Raw genomic sequence first — 15,992 nt, 5'->3', positions numbered from 1 at the left:
TACCTCGTCGGGGAAACCGACGAGGTAGGCCGTGATTGGTGCACCCCCAGGGACTTGAACCCTGAACCCACTGATTATGAGGTTGCGCCGCTCGTGCACCTCGCCGACGTGCGCGCCTCGCGAGGTGCAGCGTGAGCGTCACGGCGCCCTCGGCGCCCTCGGCGCTCATCATCGACGGCTCGCGCCTGATCACTCAGGACTTCACCATCGGGCAGATCACGCAGGAAGAGTCGGTCGCGCTGCTCGCCCGTGCGGGCGGCGTCATCGTCCGATCGCTCGACGGCGAGGTGTTCATCCCGACGAACATGGTGACCGAGGTCGCGGGCGCCCTCCTCTCGGTGGTGCTCCGATGAAGGCCGCGCCGCTCTTCATCGACGGGCAATTCATCACGGTCCCGCTCGTCGAGGAGGCGCAGCGAGCATTGGCGGCTGTGTTCCGTCGCCACGTCGACGAGATGAACGCCGCGCTCGCGCCGTTCGGGCTCGACGCCATGGACGTGCGTATGCCGGTCTACGAGCGCATCGTGCGCGAGGGTGAGGGTCCGGATACGGTCGAAGCCGAGAGGGCCGGGCATGCTGAGGATGGCGACATCAGCACCCCGGGCGGCGAAGTCCCGGAATCAGGTGTCCAGCCCGACGCCGGAGAAGTGGACGCGGGTTCGAATCCCGCCCCGGCCCTCTCACCCTCTGAACCGCACGTTTCATCCACACGAGGGGACGAACGATGACCACGGACACGCTGCATAACGCGCATGTACTGATCGAGCGGGCGGTGCGGGAGTTCGCTGAGGATGTGGCCGACGACACTTCGGTCGCCGACCTAGCGGACGCACACGATGTAGCTTCGGCGATCCTCGACGATCTGATCGGGGCCGGTTGGCACGCCCCTGAACCCGACGATCGAGAGGAAGACCGATGACCCACACCGAGCACGTCACAGTGACCGATGCGCGTCTCTACGACTGCCTCGAAGGCGAGTGCGACCACGTCGACGAGGACGGCGAGCCCGAGGACATGTCGGCGTGCCCGATCCTCACGCTCGAGGTCTGCGTCGACTGCATGGTCGAACGGCACGAGCGCGGCCCGGGCGAGTGGGACGACCTCGACCTCGTCGAGTGGCCGTGCCGGTACGCCCCTGAACCCGACGATCGAGAGGAAGACCGATGACCGAGAACGAACTGATCGAAGCGACCGACTGGCCGAAGCGCCGTGAAGACGCTACAGCGGACGCTTTGATTCGCCACGGCGCTCGCATCGCGATGTGCTGGCAGTCCGAGACGCACACGCTCATGGCGCGCGCGTACGACATCGACCGCGACGCACCCGAGTACCAGCCAGCCATGCGCGCCTACGTTGACGCGGTGACAGCGATGCTCGCTGAAGCCCAGGTCGTCATGGCACTCGTCGAGGTGCAGAAGCAGTCGCGCGAGCAGGCCGACGAGCTCGCGCGCGAGCTCTACGACATGACCGAGGACGGCGGGGTCGTCGGTGAGCTGATGTGGGAGTACCTCGATGCCCGCGGCGTCGACGCCGATGCGGTGTGGGCGCTGGCTGAGGCATCGACGCGCGCAGAACACGCCGACTCTGAACCCGACGATTACTCGGGCCTCACCGACGGGCCTCCCGTCAAGTCGACAGATTGACCGACTGTGCGCCCCTCGCTCCGCCTGATCGAATCGGGTATGAAGACCGAGATACCCACGGCCCCCGCCTGGCGGGGGCCGCTCACTGATCACCTCGCCTACATGCGCGCCGCCGGTCGACCCGACTCGACGCTCTACCTGCGCTCGTACCACCTCCGACGATTCGCCGCCGAGACGCGGCTCGAGCCGTTCTCGGTGACGATGGATGATCTGATCGGGTACCTCGGCGCGCACGAGTGGGGGCAGTCGACGCGGCACTCGGTGCGCTCGGCGCTGCGCGGCTTCTACCTCTGGGCGTTCCACACCGGCCGCATGGAGTCGAACCCGGGCGAGCGGCTGCCGAGCATCCGGCAGCCGCTCGGCAAGCCGCGCCCCGCGGCCGAGGATGCGATCGAGACCGGCCTGCGCGACGCCGACGAGCGGGTGCGGCTCATGATCCGCGTCATGGCCGGGGCGGGCCTCCGATGTTGCGAGGTCGCGCGCATCCACACCGACGACCTGATGCAGGACCTTGACGGGTGGTCGCTCGCGATCGTCGGGAAGGGCGGTCGCAAGCGGGTTGTTCCCCTGACCCGCATGCTCGCGCTCGAGCTCCGATCGAAGCCAGCCGGCTACCTGTTCCCCGGGCAGATCGACGGGCACCTCTCGGCGGCGTACGTGTCGCACCTCGTGTCCGCAGCGCTGCCCGAGGGCGTGACCGCGCACATGCTGCGGCATCGGTTCGCGTCGCGCGCGTACGTCGGCGCCGGGCGTGACATCCGCGCCGTGCAAGAGCTCCTCGGGCACTCCTCCGTGGCGACGACGCAGGTCTACACGAAGGTGCCCGACGGGGCGCTCCGAGCAGGCGTGGAGGCCGCCGCCTAGGCTTCGTGGCGACCCTCCCTCGTGCTCACGTTCGTCGCGGCGACGGCGCCGGCAGCGGCGGCGAGGACGCCCGCCGCGGTGGCGGTGGCGGCGCCGTACTCGGGGGCGCCGACGGCGACGAACGGGGCGGCGACGGCCGCGACGACGGACGCGAGGTAGAGGCCGAGGCGGATGCGGGGATGCTTCGCGAGCATGGTTACTCCTTCTTGCGGGTTCGGGGTTGGGTCATCTCGAGCTCCTCGAGCGTGTGCACGCGCTCGGCGAGCAGACGATAGTCGTCGCGGAGGCCGCCGAACGATCGGTCGAGGCGGCGCAGCCACGCCTTGAGGTCGTCCATCAGGTGCTTGAGCTCCGAGTGTCGCTCGTCGTTCTCGACGCGCATGTTCGTCGAGTGGTCGTTCTCGACCTGGAACCGTGCTCGCTTCGCGTTCGAGTTCGCGCGCAGGCTGAAGAGCGCCGCGAGGCACCCGGGCGCCGCGGCGATCAGCGCGATGAGCACGGCGTCGCTCACGACGTCGCGTTGATCGAGGTCTGCGCCTCGGCGAGGTCGGCGCGCGTGCACTGTCGGGCGTCGCCCCACACGCGCGCCCACCCGTTCGCCTTCTCCTGCGTCGCGGGCTTGCCGTCGTTGCGGAGCGTCCGCACCTTCCCGGTGCGGGTGTTGAGCAGCGCCCACCCGGGGATGTTGTTGCCGTCGACGCTGTCGGTGATGTACAGGAGCTCCATGTCGTCCTCCTTGGACTCGGTCTTGTTGGGGATGAGGGTCGAGCCGCCGCCGGCCGGGGCCGACGAGCCGTCGAAGTAGTGCCACGGGTTCTGGCGCTGCCCGTCCGGGTCGACGCGGTGCCAGTGCACGTGCGGGGCGTATGCGCCGCCGGATGCCCCGGAGTAGCCGATGAGGTCGCCCTGCTCGACGTCGCCGTTCTGGGTGACCTGGTCCATGTGCATGAGCTCGTCGCGCCACCCGTCCGCCTGCGTGATGCGGGCAGTGAGTCCGCCGGTGCCGAGCCACACGCCCGACAGGACGCCGGCGCAGGGCGCGTACACGGGCGTGCGCTTCGGGGCGACGCAGTCGACGCCGCCGAGCGACCCGCGCTCGAGGTGGTGCTGCCACGACACGTCGGGGTCGCGGTCGTCTTCGGCGATGACGATGAAGTCGTTGACGTTCGCGTATCCGGTCATGTCGTGGTCTCCTCAGGGGTCTCGGCCGGCGGCTCGTCCACGGGCGGCTCGGGCTCGGGTGTGGGGAACGTCTGGACGGCGGCGAGCTCGTAGACCTCCGTGGCGCCGGCGTCGAGCCACGTCTGCGCCTGCACGGGGTCGGCGGTGAGCACGAGCGGCGGGGTCGCGTCGGGCAGGTGGACGGCGTAGAGGATGCGCGTCATGACTGCATCCGCATCGTCATGACGCCATCGGCGAGGCGCCAGTCGATCGAACGAATGCCGACCGTCCCGACCCCGCCAAGCAGAACCGCGTTTCCGGGGCGGAATAGGAATGTCGGCGCGGCCTCGACGACGTACTGCTCACCGCGGAGCTTCGACCGGTCGGCCAGCTGCTGCGCCGCGTTCGCCGTCGGCTTCGGCCGGTTGAGGGTCTGGAACAGGCCGCGCGACGACGGCCCGCTCGAGTTCTGGTGCGTGTGCACGTTCACGCCGCCGGAGTCGGTGTACTCATAGAGGATGACCGAGCTGTCGTACCAAGGGCCGGTCCGGGAGCGCTGCTGCCTGATCGAGAACCACGAGGAGAGGCCGCGGAGCACGGCCGGGTAGAGCGATCCGCGACCCTCGACGATGAACTCGCCGAACTCGTTGCACCACAGGCGCGACCCGACCGAGTTGAGCTCCGTCTCGATGAGCTCGTTCGCGGTCTCCCCCGGACCCCAGTACCGGCGCTCGTCGAAGACGGGGTAAGCGGTGTCGGTCGTGCCGGTGAAGGCGGCGAGCGTCTGCCCGACCTGCGTGAGCGCGTAGGCGACGAGCTCGGAGAGCTTCGTCGCCCCGGTGTTCGTGCGCGTAGAGGTGACGTTGATCTTGTCGTCGAGCAGGAACTCGCCCGACGAGAGGCGCAGGGTCGCCTCGCCCGACTGCATGTCGCGTTCGGCGTCGAGCAGCCACAGCTTCATCGGGCCGAGCGTCGAGACGTTGGTCGAGCCGTCGGCGGTGTTGTAGGCCGACGACGTGATGGTCAGCGAGAGGAACGGGGCCGGCGTCGCTCGCGGGTCCATCGTGTTCCACAGGGTGTCGCCCGGGTCGGCGATGCGCACAGTGGCGGCGACGTACGGCACCCGATCCTTGTCCATCGAGAACGACTCGAGCGCGAGCACGGTGAGCGCCGACGCGCCGAACGATGCCGCGTACGTGTGCTTGGTCGCGCCCGTCATGCGGGCACCTCAACGAACGGGACCGTCACGAGCCACGCCTGCCGGGTGTCGTCCTGGGCAACGCGGATCGGGCCGCCCGACGGTGCGAACAGCATGTCAATCTCGGGCACGTCGGTGTCAGCGAAGGCGAACATGCTGCCCGTGCGGAACAGCGCCTCGGCGGCCTGCGCATCGGTCACGTCGTCATAGAGGAGCTCGAGCGATCCCGAGCGGGGACCGGCGGGGATCACGGTGACGCTGACGAGCGACGAGTTCGCCGCCTGCCGGGTAACGGTGCGCGCGTCCGAGGCGGCTTCATATCCGTTGACCTGGATCGGGGTGGTGATGTCGGCCGGGTTCAGGATGCCCTCGACCGACTCTGATGCGTTCGGCGCCGCGGTCCACTCTCGGTAGAGCGGCGGCACGTCGGGCGTGGTTCCGTCGAAGTAGGCAGCGAGCGAGCTCCGCTGCTCGAACAGGATGCCCGTCGCGTTCAGGAGGTTGCCCGAGACGAGAGCATTCGCTCCGACCGTGATCGATGCGCGCACGGCGCCTGCCGGGGCGGTGCGGACGGTCGAAACGCGCGTCCACGTGAACTGCGGTGCCGACAGGCTCGCGCCCTCCTGCGAGATCGTGGCGTCGCTCGCGTCCTTCCACAGGATGTTGACCGTCAGGTCTTTCGCCGCGGCGTTGTTGTGGTAGAGGTACGCGGAGAGCACGTATTGCGATCCAGCCACGACGGGGTGGCCCGCGATTCCGATCGAGCACCACGATGCCGGCGTCGCCGTGAGGGTGAGCCGGTACCCGCTCGTGAGGTCGGTTCCCGGGATCGCGCCCCACGTCTGCCGCGAGAGCGTCCCGGCACCGCCCGCTGAGAAGTCGGCCGACGCGCCCGACGTGTCGGCGCCAGCACGCGGGTTCTTCACGAGGTTGCGCCGCTGCTCCTGCAACGTGCGCGGGGTGCGTGTGAACGTCGATGTCACGGGTTGATCCGTCCGTCCTTGTAGAAGAGCTCGACGCCGATCTGGAGCGGCGGGCGCACCCGGTTGACGAACTCCTGAATCGACCACTCGGCACCCGACGTGTCGGCGTTCACCTTCACCGTCTTGTCCTTGATGCCGTAGACCTTGTTCTCGATGTCGTCGACGTTCTGCGTGGCCTGCCCGGTCTCGGCGTCGATGTAGATTTGCTTGCCGTCGGGAAGAGTGACGACGCTGTCGCCGAACTCGTCGACCTTCGTCGTCGCGCCCTCGGTCGTCTCGGCGACGTCGCGGAGGATGCGCGAGTAGATGTCGGCCTTGTCGGCGCCCTGCTGAATCTCGCCAGCGAGGTCGGAGTACTTCTGCGCGGCAATCTCGTTGAGCTCGAACCCGCGGAGCGTCTCGCCGTTCGCGCCGCCCTGCGCCTCGGCCTGCCGCTCGAGTGCTTCGCGCTGCTCGTCGACGGACGCTTTCACGTCGCGGAGCGCCGACGGCGATCCGGCGAGGGCGGCGATCGCGGTGTCGATGGAGACGCCCCACTGCTCGGCCGCGTCGCGAGCCTCGGTGAAGCGTTCGGGGTCGGTCAGGATTTCCTGGGACTTCGCGATGATCGTGCTCGCGCCGAGCACCCGCGCCCCGGCCTCGATGAACGCTTCGGCCCACTCGGCAATCCGGGCCTCGGATGCCTTGCGTTCCTCTTCGACCTTCTCGAACCCGGCGACTGCGGCGCCGATGCCGACGCCAGCGGCGATTCCGGCGACGGCGCCCGCGGGGCCGAACCCGGCGAAGGCGTTCGCCGCGACCTCTTGGAAGGCGTCGCCGATCGACTCGGCCGACCCGTCGAAGCTGGCGGCGGCCTCCTTCGCGGTCGAGTTCGCTTCGTCCTTGAACTCGCCCGCGCCCTTCTTTGCACGGTCGAACCCGTCGTCGATGTCGTCGGTGCTCTTCTTGCCTGCGCGGCCGGCGCGGGTGATCGCGTCGCGGACGTCCTCGATCGATTCCTCGAAGCGTTCGGTATCGCGGCGTGCGTCCGACATCGCGTCTTCGAGGTCGGCGAGCTCGCGGTCGCCCGTGCGGCCCAGCTGCTCGAGCGCCTTGTCGGCGTCCTCGAGCGGTTCGATGACGCCGCGGCGGATGCCGTTATCGAACGCCGTGGTATCCGATGCGATGGAGAACGTGAGGTCGTCAGCCACGTCTGCCCTCCATCGCCTCGTGGATGCCGCGCGCCCACGTCTGCGCCCACAGGGCAGCGAGGCGAGGGGTGATCTTCGCGACGGCGGCGTAGAACACGTACCCCTGCCGGCGGAACGGGGGCAGCTGGCGCTGCGTGTGGCGGGTCACCTGGTACCGCTTCCCGCGGCGGGACCGGGTCGAGTAGGTGCGCGTCCGCTCGCGCCCTCCACCGAACTCGACCGCACGGTTCGACACGGCCGGGATGAGTCCGCCCGAGAGTGGCCGGCGGCTGCCGCCCGCGCGGAGCGTGACGTTCCGGTCGGAGACGGCGACGCGGGCGGTCGCCGCGATGGCGCGGCGCTCGAGGTCGGATGCGGCTTCGGTGTCCACGGCCTTCCTCCACTCGGTCGCCAACATGTTCTTCGTCTGGGTGCGTATCTGCTTGCGGTTCTCGGCGGGCAGCGCCTTCATCGCGGTCACGACCGTGCGGAGCGGTCGTGACGCGATGATGCTGATTCGGCCCGCCATGGGCTCAGGGAACGGCCGGGGTACGCTCGGGCTTGGTCGACGGGCAGGAGACGGTGGAGGTTCCCCACGTCTCGACGGCACCGCCGATCGCGCCCGCCACGATGTTGAGGTCCGCGCTGAACGAGGCCCCTCCGTTGTTCGGTTCGAACACGGCCGGGATCACCTCGCCCTCGTGGTCGTGGAGGTAGTTCGACAGGGACGTCTCGACGTCGGGGTCCTGCACGTACGTCAGGTCGCACGTCCAGTCGGCGAGGCCCTGGCGGGTCCACTTCGCCGTGGGCGTGAGGCCCTTGAACACGACCGGTGCCGGCGTCGACGGGGTGAACGCGGCCGAGCTGATCGCGGCCTGGAAGTTGTCCGTGCCGAGCGTGACGACACAGTCGGCGAGGAACAGCGGTTCGGTGGGGATGATGTCAGCCATTGGTCGGCTCCTTCTTTGCGATGACGTAGACGGGGACTTCGTAGGCGAGCTCGTTGTCGGCGGGGACCTTGACGGCCGTGTCGAATCGGAGCTTGAGCGTTCGGAACGCGACGAGCAGCTGCACCATGTCGGCGTCGAACTTCTCCTCGGCTGCGGTGCGGTCGACGTACTGGCACGTGACGCGAAGCACGAACTTGACCTCGACGCTCGCAATCGGCGCCTGCGGGAAGGATGCGATCCCCTCCTGTACGAGCGTGATCGTCGTGTTTCGCGTGACGTCGATGTTTCGGTCGACGCCGACGATGCGCCACGTCTTCGGCTTCACCGACTTGAGGCCGGCGACGAGGGTCTGACGGGCGGTGGTCATCCGATCACCGGGATTCCGCGCTTCGGGCGAAGCATCGCCTTCACGTGCCAGTCGAGCGGGAACGGGCGCACGATGAAGTCGTCCTGCCCGAGGGTGCCGTCAGGGGCGACCTTCGCGGCCGTCCACACGTTGCGGGCCTGGATGCGCTGCGCCTCGCGGTAGCGGGTCGGCACCGCGGCGCCTTCCTCGAGCGCCGGGGCGAACGCGGCGCACTGCTCACGCGCGACCTCGAGCAGCGCGAAGAGCGACCAGTCGGGGATGACCTCCGCATCGGGCCACTCGCTGCGGATGCTGTCGAGGTTGTGCCATCCGGCGCCGTCGTCCTGCACGACGATCGGCAGGTCCGGCAGCTGCTGCTGGTACCCGTTCGGGATCGAGGTGAGCAGGATGCGGAGACGGTAGATGCCGGCCTCTTCGAACAGGCTGTCCCCGTCGGGGAAGTCGACGAGCACGGCGCCGATCCCGGTGTCGATGGTCGCCGACACGGGTACGGCGGTGCCGCCCTCGGGCGGGATGAACCCGGCAGCGGCGGTGTCGAACTCGTCGAGAGTGATGGTCTCGGGAGGCTCGACTACGAGCACGTCTGCCGGGATGTCTCCGATGTAGAAGGCCACGGTCGCCTCCCTTCTTGGGGCTCGTGCACCCGAGGCCGCGCGCGGGGGGTGCGCGCGACCTCGGGGCGTCGGATCACGGCGTGTAGGTGGTGACCTTCACGAGCGCGGCGGTGTTGACGGGGAGGAACCCGCCGTAGCCGAAGACGCCGGTGTCGATGCCGCCGTTCGCGATGTTGTCGGCCTCGGCGCGGATCGGCGAGCCCGGGAGCACGTAGACGCGGCCGGCGGACTTCGCGCCGACGAGCGCCTCGACGCCGGCGCCGAGGTCGGCCGACGGGCGGATGACGAACCCGGCCCGGTCGAGCTCACCTTCTTCGAGGCCGAGGGCCGCGTTGAGGTAGCCGAGGATCGCCGAGTGCGGCGTCTTGAGCATCTGCTTCCAGTTGCTCGGCGAGACGAGGCCGAACGTCGGCAGCCGCTTCGCGACGGTCACGACCTGGACGGCGCCGTCGATGAGGGCCGACATGCCGGAGCCGATCTCGAGGCCGGCCGGGTTGTCGGCCTCGATCGCGGTGGCGGCGGCCAGTGCCTCGGTGATCACGAGCGTGTCGAGCCACTGCAGGAACGACTCGACCATCGCGGCGTAGTACGACTCGAAGTAGCCGGGCGTGCCGAAGTCCTTGTGCTCACGAGCGTGGTCGTGGCCGCCGGCCCAGCGGGCGGCGTTGTCGCTGACGGCGGTGACGGTAGGCGTGTTCGACGGGATGGCCGCCTTGTTGCCGTTCCACGCGGCGCCTGCGGGCTTGGTGCCCCACACCCATCCGGCCATGGCCAGCTGGGTGAGGATCGCGGGCGTGAACAGGTCAGCGTAGATCGGCTTGTACTCGACGCCGTCGGTGACCTCGCCGAGCCACTGGGGCTGCACCATCTTCGAGCCGACGCCGCCCGTGCCGTCGTACTTGACGTCGCTGAGGGCGAAGAGCGCCGCGTTCGCGGTGAGCTCCGTGCGGAGCAGGTTGACGTCCTCGGCCGTCGCATGGCCGGTCGCGACCTTCGACATGGCGGCGAACATCGCGGCCGCGTTGGGTGCGGCGGGGCGGGCGAGCGCGGGCGGAGCCGTGGTGCCGCGGCGCGCGAGCATGGTGGTGGGGGCCGCTTCGGTCACGGCTTCCTCCTCTTCATCTTCGTCCGGCTCGGCGTCCGGCTCGGCGTCCGGCTCGGCTTCTGCCGGGTCGGTGGTCTCTTCGGTCTCGATGTCCTCGTCGATGGAGAACAGGCCGGCGGAGGCGAACGCTCCTTCGTCGACGAGCGCGGCGCCGACGAGGTCGCCGGTCGCGCTGCCGTCGGGTCGGATGCGCATGTTCGCGACCTCTGCGGAGAGGCGCACGAGGTCTCCGTGGTCGGCGAGCCATGCGTCGCCCTTCGGCGTCTTCGCGATGCGGAACGTCGCGATGACACCGGCGTCGGTGTCCTCGAGCTCGCTCGCACGGCCGCGGGGGTCGAAGCGGTCGTGCAGCACGTTGAGGCCGACGATGTCGGGGTCGGCCGGGACGACGAGGTCTCCCCGGCGGAACAGCACGGGCTGCGTCTTGATGCCTGCGGCAGATGCCGCGCGGGAGCGCTCGTTGTACGGCATGAGCAGGCCGCGCACGGTGCGCGCTTCGGCGTCGACCGCGAAGAGGCCAGCCTCGAGGATGGTGTCGGTCATAGTTCAGTCCTCCGTGGGGATGCCCTCGTCGGGCGTGTCTTCGTACTTGCGGAACCGGGTGCGGGAGCCGCGCGGGACGACGTCGTCCATCGAGAGGCGTGCCTCGATGGGGTCGGTCCAGAACGGGAGGTCGAACTCGAAGAACGCGTTGCGCTCGCCCTCCTTGGTCGTGTAGGTGAGCGAGTCGACGCCGATCGTGCCGTCGAGCATGGCGGTGCGGACGTTGAGGAAGGAGCCGACGTCGGTACGTACGGCGTTGCGGCCCTCGATCATGAGCTCGGGCTTCACGTCGCCGTAGACTTTGACCTCGATGCCGTCGGGAGTCGACTGGACGCCGCCGCCGCTGGGGTTGGCGAGCGAGGTGTTCCAGTCCGAGATCATGGTGCTGACCTCGCCCTTCTCCATCTCGACGTAGTCGGCGGTGCGGTGCAGGTCGACCATCGGGATGGGGTTCTTCGCCCGGGCTACCCACGCGAGTTCCTGGTCGCGGGCGCCGCGGAGGGTGCGGGCGCCGACGGCGAGGAGGCCGGCGAACGGGAAGTCGAAGAGGATGTACTCGTGCGGGTCGAGCTCGCGCTCTTTGGCGTCCGGGTCGTCGGGGTCGCGCACGACGACGGTGATGCCGTCGCGGACCTCCCACCACTCGTAGGGGCAGCGCTCGGCGCGGATGATCGGCGTGCCCTTCGCGGTGGAGCGGTCGACGAGCCAGAGCGAGCAGCCGTAGAAGATCGCGTCGTCGACGGTGTCGGCCATGCGCTCGTGCGGCGACTGGAAGCCGTCGGTCGCGAAGAGCCACCGGTTCTCGGCGGTCGTGTCCGTGTCGGTTTGGTTGGTCTCGTCCCACCGGTACGACCGGAGCGGGAACTTCGCGATGCACGAGACGAGCAGGTTGCGGGCCTTCGACACGGCGGGGATCGTGAGCGCGAGCGCACGGTCGACGGGCCACTCCATGTCGGGGAAGAGGTCGGCGAGCAGCGGCACCGGAGCGAGGCCGTTGGCGCCCGGGGAGAGGACTCCGCCCGGGAGGCGCACGGTCGACGAGCGCGGCTCGGATGCCGCTTTCAGGAGGTCGAGGATGCGTCCCATGGGAAAGAGCATCCGCAGATGGTGTAACGGATCACGAACGCGCGGCGAGTCGCGCCCGGTATTCGGCCTGTCGTCGGGCGCTCGAGGCGGCCCTCGGCGCGTCCCCGTGCACGGCTTCGTCGTGCCGTTCGCCGCGGGCTCGCGCGTCCTCCATGGTGAACGCGAACGCGAACCAGACACCGGGGCAGCGGGTGCACGTCGAGACGATCGACGATGCGGAGCGGTCGTGGCGGATGGTCATGCTGCTGTCCTCACAATCCCCCGCGATGCGCCGGCAGCGCGGTTGTAGTACTGGTCCCAGTTGCGGAGCGCCCTGGTGGCGGCGTCGAGGCACGTGATGTCCTCGCCCTTCTCGGCCGGCGTCCAGAGCCACACGCCGGTGTCGTTGCGGGTCTCGCGCTTCGCGGCGCGCGCGACTGCCGCGTTGAGGCCGATGTCGTCGAAGTGGCGGAGCTTCCCGCGCTCGAGCTCGCGGAGGAACTGGACGCATCCGGCGGCGGTCTCGCGGTAGGTCTGCACGCGGAGCTTCGGCCGCTTCGGCAGTGCAAGCATTTCGGTCGCGGTGGCCTTGCCCTCGGCGATGTCGTCGTAGGCGATGGTCGCCCCGCGGTAGGTTGCGGTGAGCTCGGCGCACCGGTCGGGAAGCCATGCGGTGCCGGGGCGGTGCTCGACGATTTCGACGTACGCCTCGCCGCGCGAGTTTCGCCATGCCGCGGCGATCGCGGCGACGCCGCCACCGGGCTTGATCGCGAGGCCGAACGCCACCTTGGGCGGCTTCGGCGGGCGACGGCCGGCGACGGCGTCGGCCCACTGGTCGGCGGGGATCGCGCGCGTGCCGAAGGTCTCGGGCCACAGCGATCCGTACTCGCGCGCCCACTTGGGGCGTTCCATCTTGCGCCAGTTCGACCGCTGCTTCGCGAGGGTCGTGAGAGTGCCGATGCCGGGGTGGTGCGCGACGAGCAGCTGCATCGCGGTCTCTTCGTCGTCGATGTGCTCCCACGGCGTCTCGGGCGGGAGGCAGTAGTCGGCGCCCGCGATCGTGCCGCCTGCGCGGAGGCGTTCGACGCGCTCCCAGAGCGGGCCGACGCGGAGTTCGCCGGCGGTGCCGGAGACGACGAGCGCGGCGTTCTCGCGCGTGTCCTGGAGCGGGATGATCCCGGCGAGCAGGTCGGCGCCCTCCTCGGGGTCGAGCTCCTGCGCCTCGTCGATCCACGAGATATCGCCGGCCTCGCCGCGATAGGCGTCGGCGTCCGGCTTGAGCACGAGGAACGTCGAGTCGTTCTGGTAGTAGATGCCCTTGCCGACCTCGCCCATGAGGATACGGAACCGGCGCACGGTCGGCTCGTCGTCGATGGGCTCGGGCAGAAGGTCGTCACCGAAGAGCGCGATCTGCCGACGCACGGCCTTCGGCTGCTGCCGAGCCATCCCGCGCTTCCAGAACGGCACGCCAGCGAGCGCCTCGGGGTCCGGCTCGGAGCGGTCGAGGCGACCCTTCCACTCGCGCAGGCGAGCGGACGACTTCACGCCCGACTGCGCCGAGAACGTGACGCGGTAGCCGGGGCGGCAGAGGCAACGGCCGTGGCACCACATGAAGATCGTGGTCGTCTTGGACGCGCGCCGCATGGCCTCGACCACGGCCTCGTCGACGTCGTCGATGTTGCCGGCAGCGTTGAGCGCGTCGACGATCCACAGCTGCTGCGGCTGGAGGGGGAATCGTTGCGGCGACTCGGCGGCCATGGACTCGATGAGCTCGAGGTCGTCGAGGTCGACGAGCTCGTAGCCCATCGACCGGGCGCCGACGAGGAACTCGCGGCGCAGTTCGTCGACCTCGAGCAGAGGTCCGACGAAGGTCGGCCTGATCCCGCGGGACCTGACCGAATCCCACAAGTAGAGAGAGAATTCCGTGCTGCCCCCGGGCGGAGGTACGGAAGCAGGCTCAAAAACTTGAGCCTGCGACGTCTCGGTCGTCGTCACCATCGGCGCCTGCCCGTGCTCGCGTTCGACGACGCACGGCGGCGGGCGTTCACGACCGCTGCGCCGAGCTTACCGCCCGAGGACTGGTTGCATCGTTTGCGACACCATGGGCACCAGGCATGCGACGGGCCAGCACTGCCCGGGCTCGAGATGGTGCCGCCGAGCGCGGCGTCGATGCGGTGGCCGACCTGCCACGAGTGCTCGGGCAGCACGGGGTGCGGGCAGTTCAAGCACGGGAGCGGCAGCATCGCCTCGATCTCCTTGCGCCGCTTGGGCGCGTGGGTGGTGTGCTTCTGCTTCCGGTGGTGCTGGCTCATCGTGCACCGCCTCGCGCTACGATGCGGGCATGGACGACATCATGGGCGGGATCATCCTCGGTGGGTTCGTCGGCGCGATCGTGCTGCTCGGCGTGGTCTACCTCGGCGTGCGCATGGGCGTGAAGCACGGTGCGCTCGACGCTGACCGTGAGCGTGCGCGGCTCGCGGCGATCCAGCCACAGCCACACGGCGAGTAGGAGCGCGGCGAGCGGGATGCCGACGGGCACGAGCACGTCGAGGGGTAGCGTGTCGAGGTTCATGCGTCGACCTCGATCGGGCCGTGGCACCCGCATTCGCACCACTCGACGTCGCACCACGAGTGGAGCTCGGCCTTGCACGCTGCGCCGTGGGTCATGATGATGCGCGTCGGGCACGTCATGCTGCACGCTCCGAGCGCTTCACCGCTGCGTGGATGCTTGCAAGCTTCACGCCGAGGGCGGTCGAGATGTCTTGCCAGGTCTGCCCCTCTTCACGCATCCGAGCGGCCGCCGAGACTTCCGCCGGGCTGATGCGGCGGTAGGTGCGCTTGGCCGTGGTGCGCTTCGGGGTGGGTGGCACGCGCGGGGCGATACCAGCGGCCGGCACGCCGCGCGAGGCGAGCTTGATGAGGGCGCGCTTCGAGTCGCGCTCGAACTCGGCACGGGCTCGGTGCAGGGCGAATGCGAACGCCTCGGCGTGGGTCCGGAACCATGCGCCCGTCTGCTCGGTCGCATCCATCGCGATCCACCCGGGAGCGTAGCTCGACGGCGAGCCGGAGCGCTCAACACGCCACTTCGGCGCCGCGGTCGTCATGATGCTGCGCCGATCATGAACATCGTCGCGACGGCGGTCAGCACGATCGCGGCGAGCACGAGGCAGGTGATGAACGCGGCGACCTCGGCAGGCGTGGCCTCGCGCGGGTGCGGGCGCTGGTAGGTCGAGCGCTTCATCGTGTGGCTCCTTCGGTGAGGTTGTGCAGGATGTCGGCGAGCTCGGTGTCGGTGTAGGTCGGTCCCTGGTCGATCACGCTGCCTTCGCGGTTCGTGATCCGGCCGTCGTCGCGGTTGCCGCATCCGTAGAGGCACCAGCCGGACTTGGGGTCGTATCGGTGGCTGAGTCCCTTGGTGGTGCGGTGGTTGGTGCAGCTGCGAGCGGATGAGGTGAGCACGGTTCCTCCTGCCGGGGCATCGAGGTTGAGTAGGTGGAGTGAGCCCCCCCATGCGTACGGAATTCGCACGCATGAGGGGGCTCACGTGCCGTACGCACGTCGGCGTCGTTCGGCATCACGAGCACGGCCGGGGGCCGTCACGATCGGGACTTGCGGGGCAGCCTGTCTGTTGGGAGTGCGCGCCCGGATATGCCTTTACCGCGTCGACTGCCCCGCTCGGGTCGGCATCTTGTTTCGCGGAGCGCCTCCCGCGGGTCTCCGGCGTGTCGCCGGTTCGTCTGGTGTCTCCCGATCGGGAGCGCCTATGGGGGCGATGGCTCGAGTGCGGCGACGTCGACTTCGAGGAACCGGCGGTGTCCGCCCGGCGATCGATAGGCGGTGAGCTGACCGCGCGCTTCCATGCGCTGCAGGGTCTTCGTCGTCACCATGAGACGCCGTGCGGCCTCGGCGGGACGGAGGTATGCCCTCTCGTCTACCTGAGTCCGTTTCGTCATGTCGGTGAGCATACATGACGAATTGGACATTTCGAACGAAGGTCATTGCATCTGTCCGATTTGTCCGTATGATGCTGCTATGACACCTCAGATCGCCGCCGTGGACGCCGAGGCCTCGGCAGATGCAGAAGTTGGCCGGCGCATCCACATGCTCATGTGGGATCGCCAGATCAGCCAGAAGTCGCTCGCGCCGCACTTGGGCATCGAGCAGAGCGCGCTCTCGAAGAAGCTGCGCGGCCACCGTGGATGGGGCGTCGACGAGCTGCTCGTCGTGTCTCGCTTCCTAGAAACGACTGTGGCCTACCTCGTCGGGGAAACCGACGAGGTAGGCCGTGATTGGTGCACCCCCAGGGACTTGAACCCTGAACCCACTGATTA

The 15,992-nt window shown here is 69.2% G+C and carries 28 protein-coding genes; 8 read left to right on the top strand and 20 right to left on the bottom strand.

Features of this window, described 5'->3' with window-relative positions; genetic code table 11:
* The first annotated feature begins 131 nt into the window (after positions 1 to 131).
* From AC3RJ6_RS19255 to AC3RJ6_RS19230, 6 genes are read left to right on the top strand one after another with little or no spacing between them, the layout of a single operon-like run.
* Entirely contained in the window at positions 132 to 353 is a 222-nt protein-coding gene (locus AC3RJ6_RS19255) for a hypothetical protein (protein WP_491428750.1), read from the top strand.
* Positions 350 to 727, top strand: coding sequence for a hypothetical protein (locus AC3RJ6_RS19250; RefSeq protein WP_491428749.1), 378 nt, complete (start codon positions 350 to 352; stop codon positions 725 to 727). Before AC3RJ6_RS19255 ends, AC3RJ6_RS19250 begins: the two co-directional genes overlap by 4 nt.
* Positions 724 to 918: a hypothetical protein gene (locus AC3RJ6_RS19245; protein ID WP_491428748.1), complete on the top strand. Its 195-nt coding sequence runs from the start codon at positions 724 to 726 to the stop codon at positions 916 to 918. Before AC3RJ6_RS19250 ends, AC3RJ6_RS19245 begins: the two co-directional genes overlap by 4 nt.
* Positions 915 to 1,166 (top strand): hypothetical protein, encoded by a 252-nt coding sequence (locus AC3RJ6_RS19240; RefSeq protein WP_491428747.1) that lies wholly within the window; start codon positions 915 to 917, stop codon positions 1,164 to 1,166. Before AC3RJ6_RS19245 ends, AC3RJ6_RS19240 begins: the two co-directional genes overlap by 4 nt.
* Positions 1,163 to 1,642, top strand: a complete 480-nt coding sequence (locus AC3RJ6_RS19235) for a hypothetical protein (protein WP_491428746.1) — start codon at positions 1,163 to 1,165, stop codon at positions 1,640 to 1,642. The genes AC3RJ6_RS19240 and AC3RJ6_RS19235 overlap by 4 nt, the downstream gene beginning before the upstream one ends.
* Positions 1,643 to 1,681: 39 nt before the next feature.
* Positions 1,682 to 2,506: a tyrosine-type recombinase/integrase gene (locus tag AC3RJ6_RS19230; RefSeq protein WP_491428745.1), complete on the top strand. Its 825-nt coding sequence runs from the start codon at positions 1,682 to 1,684 to the stop codon at positions 2,504 to 2,506.
* Here AC3RJ6_RS19230 and AC3RJ6_RS19225 read toward each other — a convergent pair.
* The 16 genes from AC3RJ6_RS19225 to AC3RJ6_RS19150 all read right to left on the bottom strand — a co-directional run bounded on the left by AC3RJ6_RS19225 (position 2,503) and on the right by AC3RJ6_RS19150 (position 13,973).
* Positions 2,503 to 2,700, bottom strand: coding sequence for a hypothetical protein (locus tag AC3RJ6_RS19225; RefSeq protein WP_491428744.1), 198 nt, complete (start codon positions 2,698 to 2,700; stop codon positions 2,503 to 2,505). The genes AC3RJ6_RS19230 and AC3RJ6_RS19225 overlap by 4 nt on opposite strands.
* A 2-nt stretch (positions 2,701 to 2,702) precedes the next feature.
* Complete coding sequence (locus AC3RJ6_RS19220) at positions 2,703 to 3,017, bottom strand: hypothetical protein (RefSeq protein ID WP_491428743.1); 315 nt, start codon at positions 3,015 to 3,017, stop codon at positions 2,703 to 2,705.
* Positions 3,014 to 3,688, bottom strand: a complete 675-nt coding sequence (locus AC3RJ6_RS19215; protein WP_491428742.1) for a M23 family metallopeptidase — start codon at positions 3,686 to 3,688, stop codon at positions 3,014 to 3,016. Before AC3RJ6_RS19215 ends, AC3RJ6_RS19220 begins: the two co-directional genes overlap by 4 nt.
* A complete protein-coding gene (locus tag AC3RJ6_RS19210; protein ID WP_491428741.1) occupies positions 3,685 to 3,891 on the bottom strand; it encodes a hypothetical protein in 207 nt (68 codons plus the stop codon). Before AC3RJ6_RS19210 ends, AC3RJ6_RS19215 begins: the two co-directional genes overlap by 4 nt.
* Positions 3,888 to 4,886, bottom strand: coding sequence for a hypothetical protein (locus AC3RJ6_RS19205; RefSeq protein ID WP_491428740.1), 999 nt, complete (start codon positions 4,884 to 4,886; stop codon positions 3,888 to 3,890). Before AC3RJ6_RS19205 ends, AC3RJ6_RS19210 begins: the two co-directional genes overlap by 4 nt.
* Positions 4,883 to 5,848, bottom strand: a complete 966-nt coding sequence (locus AC3RJ6_RS19200; RefSeq protein ID WP_491428739.1) for a hypothetical protein — start codon at positions 5,846 to 5,848, stop codon at positions 4,883 to 4,885. The genes AC3RJ6_RS19205 and AC3RJ6_RS19200 overlap by 4 nt, the downstream gene beginning before the upstream one ends.
* On the bottom strand, positions 5,845 to 7,038 hold the full coding sequence (locus AC3RJ6_RS19195) for a hypothetical protein (RefSeq protein ID WP_491428738.1): 1,194 nt from the start codon (positions 7,036 to 7,038) through the stop codon (positions 5,845 to 5,847). The genes AC3RJ6_RS19200 and AC3RJ6_RS19195 overlap by 4 nt, the downstream gene beginning before the upstream one ends.
* Entirely contained in the window at positions 7,031 to 7,546 is a 516-nt protein-coding gene (locus tag AC3RJ6_RS19190) for a hypothetical protein (protein WP_491428737.1), read from the bottom strand. Before AC3RJ6_RS19190 ends, AC3RJ6_RS19195 begins: the two co-directional genes overlap by 8 nt.
* A 4-nt stretch (positions 7,547 to 7,550) precedes the next feature.
* Positions 7,551 to 7,967, bottom strand: a complete 417-nt coding sequence (locus AC3RJ6_RS19185; protein ID WP_491428736.1) for a hypothetical protein — start codon at positions 7,965 to 7,967, stop codon at positions 7,551 to 7,553.
* Positions 7,960 to 8,334, bottom strand: coding sequence for a hypothetical protein (locus AC3RJ6_RS19180; protein WP_491428735.1), 375 nt, complete (start codon positions 8,332 to 8,334; stop codon positions 7,960 to 7,962). Before AC3RJ6_RS19180 ends, AC3RJ6_RS19185 begins: the two co-directional genes overlap by 8 nt.
* A complete protein-coding gene (locus tag AC3RJ6_RS19175) occupies positions 8,331 to 8,948 on the bottom strand; it encodes a hypothetical protein (protein WP_491428734.1) in 618 nt (205 codons plus the stop codon). Before AC3RJ6_RS19175 ends, AC3RJ6_RS19180 begins: the two co-directional genes overlap by 4 nt.
* 73 nt (positions 8,949 to 9,021) lie before the next feature.
* On the bottom strand, positions 9,022 to 10,596 hold the full coding sequence (locus AC3RJ6_RS19170; RefSeq protein WP_491428733.1) for a hypothetical protein: 1,575 nt from the start codon (positions 10,594 to 10,596) through the stop codon (positions 9,022 to 9,024).
* 3 nt (positions 10,597 to 10,599) lie between these two features.
* Positions 10,600 to 11,682 (bottom strand): hypothetical protein, encoded by a 1,083-nt coding sequence (locus AC3RJ6_RS19165; RefSeq protein WP_491428732.1) that lies wholly within the window; start codon positions 11,680 to 11,682, stop codon positions 10,600 to 10,602.
* 31 nt (positions 11,683 to 11,713) lie between these two features.
* Positions 11,714 to 11,923, bottom strand: coding sequence for a hypothetical protein (locus AC3RJ6_RS19160; protein WP_491428731.1), 210 nt, complete (start codon positions 11,921 to 11,923; stop codon positions 11,714 to 11,716).
* Complete coding sequence (locus AC3RJ6_RS19155; RefSeq protein ID WP_491428730.1) at positions 11,920 to 13,569, bottom strand: hypothetical protein; 1,650 nt, start codon at positions 13,567 to 13,569, stop codon at positions 11,920 to 11,922. Before AC3RJ6_RS19155 ends, AC3RJ6_RS19160 begins: the two co-directional genes overlap by 4 nt.
* Positions 13,570 to 13,652: 83 nt before the next feature.
* On the bottom strand, positions 13,653 to 13,973 hold the full coding sequence (locus tag AC3RJ6_RS19150; protein WP_491428729.1) for a hypothetical protein: 321 nt from the start codon (positions 13,971 to 13,973) through the stop codon (positions 13,653 to 13,655).
* A gap of 29 nt (positions 13,974 to 14,002) precedes the next feature.
* Between AC3RJ6_RS19150 and AC3RJ6_RS19145 the strand changes: the two genes are divergently transcribed.
* Entirely contained in the window at positions 14,003 to 14,170 is a 168-nt protein-coding gene (locus AC3RJ6_RS19145; RefSeq protein ID WP_491428728.1) for a hypothetical protein, read from the top strand.
* Positions 14,171 to 14,348: 178 nt separating this feature from the next.
* Here the strand turns inward: AC3RJ6_RS19145 and AC3RJ6_RS19140 are convergent, their stop codons facing one another.
* The 4 genes from AC3RJ6_RS19140 to AC3RJ6_RS19125 form a co-directional block, all read right to left on the bottom strand.
* A complete protein-coding gene (locus AC3RJ6_RS19140; protein WP_491428727.1) occupies positions 14,349 to 14,765 on the bottom strand; it encodes a hypothetical protein in 417 nt (138 codons plus the stop codon).
* Positions 14,762 to 14,902, bottom strand: a complete 141-nt coding sequence (locus AC3RJ6_RS19135; RefSeq protein ID WP_491428726.1) for a hypothetical protein — start codon at positions 14,900 to 14,902, stop codon at positions 14,762 to 14,764. The genes AC3RJ6_RS19140 and AC3RJ6_RS19135 overlap by 4 nt, the downstream gene beginning before the upstream one ends.
* Positions 14,899 to 15,120 carry a hypothetical protein gene (locus AC3RJ6_RS19130; RefSeq protein WP_491428725.1) on the bottom strand — a complete coding sequence of 74 codons (222 nt, stop codon included), beginning with the start codon at positions 15,118 to 15,120 and terminating at the stop codon, positions 14,899 to 14,901. The genes AC3RJ6_RS19135 and AC3RJ6_RS19130 overlap by 4 nt, the downstream gene beginning before the upstream one ends.
* A 302-nt stretch (positions 15,121 to 15,422) precedes the next feature.
* Positions 15,423 to 15,614 carry an excisionase family DNA-binding protein gene (locus tag AC3RJ6_RS19125; protein WP_491428751.1) on the bottom strand — a complete coding sequence of 64 codons (192 nt, stop codon included), beginning with the start codon at positions 15,612 to 15,614 and terminating at the stop codon, positions 15,423 to 15,425.
* A gap of 79 nt (positions 15,615 to 15,693) precedes the next feature.
* On the opposite strand from AC3RJ6_RS19125, the gene AC3RJ6_RS19120 reads away from it, so the two are divergent.
* Positions 15,694 to 15,992: helix-turn-helix domain-containing protein (locus tag AC3RJ6_RS19120; protein WP_491428724.1), on the top strand; the 299-nt coding region annotated here is incomplete at its 3' end.

The organism is Agromyces cucurbitae, assembly GCF_058349945.1.
This window is presented reverse-complemented; position numbering and strand designations above follow the sequence as displayed.

What these genes read in the sequence shown, in the direction of transcription:
- AC3RJ6_RS19210 (WP_491428741.1), bottom strand. Translation starts at nt 3,891, where the DNA reads ATGACGCGCATCCTCTACGCCGTCCACCTGCCCGACGCGACCCCGCCG.
- AC3RJ6_RS19235 (WP_491428746.1), top strand. Translation starts at nt 1,163, where the DNA reads ATGACCGAGAACGAACTGATCGAAGCGACCGACTGGCCGAAGCGCCGT.
- AC3RJ6_RS19170 (WP_491428733.1), bottom strand. Translation starts at nt 10,596, where the DNA reads ATGACCGACACCATCCTCGAGGCTGGCCTCTTCGCGGTCGACGCCGAA.
- AC3RJ6_RS19125 (WP_491428751.1), bottom strand. Translation starts at nt 15,614, where the DNA reads ATGACGAAACGGACTCAGGTAGACGAGAGGGCATACCTCCGTCCCGCC.
- AC3RJ6_RS19180 (WP_491428735.1), bottom strand. Translation starts at nt 8,334, where the DNA reads ATGACCACCGCCCGTCAGACCCTCGTCGCCGGCCTCAAGTCGGTGAAG.
- AC3RJ6_RS19215 (WP_491428742.1), bottom strand. Translation starts at nt 3,688, where the DNA reads ATGACCGGATACGCGAACGTCAACGACTTCATCGTCATCGCCGAAGAC.
- AC3RJ6_RS19160 (WP_491428731.1), bottom strand. Translation starts at nt 11,923, where the DNA reads ATGACCATCCGCCACGACCGCTCCGCATCGTCGATCGTCTCGACGTGC.
- AC3RJ6_RS19135 (WP_491428726.1), bottom strand. Translation starts at nt 14,902, where the DNA reads ATGAAGCGCTCGACCTACCAGCGCCCGCACCCGCGCGAGGCCACGCCT.
- AC3RJ6_RS19230 (WP_491428745.1), top strand. Translation starts at nt 1,682, where the DNA reads ATGAAGACCGAGATACCCACGGCCCCCGCCTGGCGGGGGCCGCTCACT.
- AC3RJ6_RS19150 (WP_491428729.1), bottom strand. Translation starts at nt 13,973, where the DNA reads ATGAGCCAGCACCACCGGAAGCAGAAGCACACCACCCACGCGCCCAAG.
- AC3RJ6_RS19205 (WP_491428740.1), bottom strand. Translation starts at nt 4,886, where the DNA reads ATGACGGGCGCGACCAAGCACACGTACGCGGCATCGTTCGGCGCGTCG.
- AC3RJ6_RS19225 (WP_491428744.1), bottom strand. Translation starts at nt 2,700, where the DNA reads ATGCTCGCGAAGCATCCCCGCATCCGCCTCGGCCTCTACCTCGCGTCC.
- AC3RJ6_RS19165 (WP_491428732.1), bottom strand. Translation starts at nt 11,682, where the DNA reads ATGGGACGCATCCTCGACCTCCTGAAAGCGGCATCCGAGCCGCGCTCG.
- AC3RJ6_RS19185 (WP_491428736.1), bottom strand. Translation starts at nt 7,967, where the DNA reads ATGGCTGACATCATCCCCACCGAACCGCTGTTCCTCGCCGACTGTGTC.
- AC3RJ6_RS19245 (WP_491428748.1), top strand. Translation starts at nt 724, where the DNA reads ATGACCACGGACACGCTGCATAACGCGCATGTACTGATCGAGCGGGCG.
- AC3RJ6_RS19250 (WP_491428749.1), top strand. Translation starts at nt 350, where the DNA reads ATGAAGGCCGCGCCGCTCTTCATCGACGGGCAATTCATCACGGTCCCG.
- AC3RJ6_RS19240 (WP_491428747.1), top strand. Translation starts at nt 915, where the DNA reads ATGACCCACACCGAGCACGTCACAGTGACCGATGCGCGTCTCTACGAC.
- AC3RJ6_RS19140 (WP_491428727.1), bottom strand. Translation starts at nt 14,765, where the DNA reads ATGACGACCGCGGCGCCGAAGTGGCGTGTTGAGCGCTCCGGCTCGCCG.
- AC3RJ6_RS19145 (WP_491428728.1), top strand. Translation starts at nt 14,003, where the DNA reads ATGGACGACATCATGGGCGGGATCATCCTCGGTGGGTTCGTCGGCGCG.
- AC3RJ6_RS19190 (WP_491428737.1), bottom strand. Translation starts at nt 7,546, where the DNA reads ATGGCGGGCCGAATCAGCATCATCGCGTCACGACCGCTCCGCACGGTC.